Source organism: Sphingomonas sp. (genome assembly GCF_024508665.1).
In the GTDB taxonomy this organism is placed as follows: domain Bacteria; phylum Pseudomonadota; class Alphaproteobacteria; order Sphingomonadales; family Sphingomonadaceae; genus Sphingomonas.
On the sequence record NZ_JANINP010000005.1, the window covers coordinates 1 to 3225 of the forward strand.

Here is a 3225-nt window from a genome sequence, read left to right on the forward strand (position 1 = left end):
ATTACATGGAATGTAACTGATGCAAATGGTAACGCTGCTATTACACAAACACAAACAGTAACAGTTACAGATAATCAGAAGCCTGTTATCTCGGGTATGCCATCAAACATCACCAGGAATGCTGTAGTTAATAATTGTTTAGCACTGGTAACATGGGCAGCACCAACAGCAAATGATAACTGTGGTATCGCCAGCTTTAGCAGCAGCGATGAAGATTATAATAGTTTAGGATTTACACTATTACCGGTAGGTGTGCATACCATTACCTATACAGCAACAGATGTACATGGTAATGTACAAACAGCAAGCTTTACTGTAACGGTAGTAGATAACCAGAACCCGATCATTACAGGCTGTCCTGGAACGATCGCTGTGAATAATGCAGCAGGAACATGTGGTCAGCAGGTGTTCTGGAACCCGCCAACAGCAAGTGATAACTGCCCTGGGGTAACATTGACGGGAAGTCATGTGCCAGGCAGTATCTTCCCTGTAGGTACAACGGTTGTAACATATACAGCAACAGATGCAGTAGGTTTAGTAACAACATGCAGCTTCAATGTTGTAGTAACAGATAATGAAAAGCCTGTTGTAAGCAATTGTCCTGCTAACATAACAGTAAACACTGGTGCAGGTAATAGTACATGTCGTCAAACCGCTACATGGAATGCACCAACTGCAACAGATAATTGTGGTAACGTTACAGTCTCTTCAACACATCAGCCAGGTGCAATTTTTGCAATTGGAACAACAACTGTAACCTATACTTTCACTGATGTTCATAACAATGTAAGCAGTTGCAGTTTTGATGTAACAGTGAGAGATAATACTGCTCCTGTACCAGATGTGGCAAGTCTTCCCACAATTACTGCAGAGTGTTCAGCAACAGCAAGTGTTCCAACTGCGACAGATAATTGTGGTGGAGTGATCAATGGTGTTCCATCAGGACCAACATCTTTCACTACACAGGGAACACATACCATCACATGGACATATACCGATGCGGCAGGCAATGCATCAACACAAACACAAACAGTTGTGATCGATGATAATACACCTCCGGTTATTGCATGTCCATTCGATATCGTAGTAAATGCAACGCCTGGTATGTGTGGCACAGTGGTTACTTACAACCAGCCTTCAGCAACAGATAATTGCGGTGGTGGAAACCTGCCAACTTCAATTCCTGGTTATACATATAAAGGAACATTTAACGGGCATAGCTATTTTGTTTCTAATACACAGGCAAGACCAGAAGCGGCTCATGCTGCAGCGATTGCCCTGGGAGGTCATCTTGCTACGATCAGTAATGCTACCGAGAATGCATTGATCTCAGGATTCCTTCCTGGTCAGCGTATGTGGATCGGTTTTACCGATCGTGATGTAGAAGGAACCTATCGTTGGGTTACCAATGAACCAATTACATACACCAACTGGTCTGGTGGCGAACCTAATAATGCCGGCGATGAAGACTGGGCTGTTATTAACTGGTCTGGTCCAACATGGAATGACTGGTATTATGAACAACCAGCTTATTATGTAGTAGAATTTGAAGGTGGAGCCATACCAACCACGTTGGTATCAGGTCCTGCATCAGGTTCGGTATTCCCTGTAGGAACTACGGTTGTTACCTGGAGTGCAACAGATGCCGGAGGAAATACAGTAACATGTAGCTTCAGGGTTACAGTGAAAGATGTTGAAGCGCCAAGGATCACTTGTCCATCAAATATCAATGCGATCGCTACAAGTGCAGCAGGTGCTGTTGTAAATTATACAGAACCTGTAGGTACGGATAATTGTAGTGGTGCAGTAACAACAAGAATAGCTGGTCCTGCAAGTGGATCAACATTCCCTATCGGAAGCACTTTAGTAACGTATAGAGTTACAGATGCTGCAGGATTAACTACTCAGTGCTCGTTCACTGTAACAGTAGTAGGTGTGCCACCTTCTGTTAACTGCCCTGCAAATATTGTTGTAAGCAATACGCAAGGTGAGTGTGGTACCAATGTAAACTTTGCAGCAACAGAAACACAGGCTATCCCTGCATCAACGATTACATACAGCCACCAGCCTGGAAGTTTCTTCCCTGTAGGATCAACGGTTGTAACGGCTACTGCAACAAATCCTGTAGGAACGTCAGTTTGTACGTTCACTGTAACTGTTAATGATGCAGAGAACCCTAAACTGATCGGTGTTCCTGCTAATGAAACAGTAGAATGTACAGCAGTACCGTCTGCAGCAGTTGTTACTGCAACAGATAATTGTGGTAACCTGGGAGCAGTAGAGTACAAAGAAGTAAAAGCCGATGGCAACTGTGCCGGTAACTATACTTTAACCAGAACATGGAGTGTTACCGATGCACATAATAATACAACCACAGCAACACAGGTGATCACTGTAGTAGATACCAAAGCACCGGTGATCGCTACACAAGCCTCTGATGCAACAGTAGAGTGTGATGGTAATGGTAATACATCAGCGTTCCAGGATTGGTTAAACAGTCATGGCGGTGCAACAGCAACAGATGATTGCAGCGGTGTAACCTGGACCAACAACTTCAGCACCGGTAACTGGGTTGCAGACTGTGGCGGAACCAAACATGTAACAGTAGTGTTTACTGCAACAGACGGATGTGGTAATGCAAGCAATACAACGGCTACGTTCCGTATTAAAGATGAAACAGCACCTGCAGTAGTAACAGCAGCGGGTAGTTTGGATAGAGTAGTAGAATGTTCAGATGCATCAGCTATTGCAGCAGCAAATGCGCTGGTTCCATCGGCAACAGACGACTGCAGCCAGGTAACGCTTAACCTGGTGAGTGATGTAACAACACCAGGATGTGGAAGCACCTATGTTAGAGTAAGACAATGGAACTTTACTGATGCATGTGGTAATACCAGTGCAACATATAAGCAAACCATCACTGCTAAAGATGAGACAGCACCGGTGATCACTTGTCCTGCAAGTGTTACACTCAACTGCCAGGATGATAACAGTACTGCAGCAACGGGAGTAGCAACGGCAACAGACAATTGTTCAACGCCTGTTGTAAGCTATAGTGATGTGAGCACACAAAGCAGTAATGTAAACGATGCTGCCCATTATAACTATACCATCACCAGAACATGGAAAGCGGTAGATGCATGTAATAATGCAAGCACCTGTGTACAAACGATCACTGTACAGGATGTAACCAAACCTGTGATCACCTGCCCTGCAAGTGTAACA

At 44.2% G+C, this 3225-nt stretch carries 1 protein-coding gene; it reads left to right on the plus strand.

The annotated features are described in order from the left end of the window. Positions 1 to 3225: HYR domain-containing protein (locus tag Q0L25_RS08730; RefSeq protein WP_296613422.1), on the plus strand; the 3225-nt coding region annotated here is incomplete at both ends.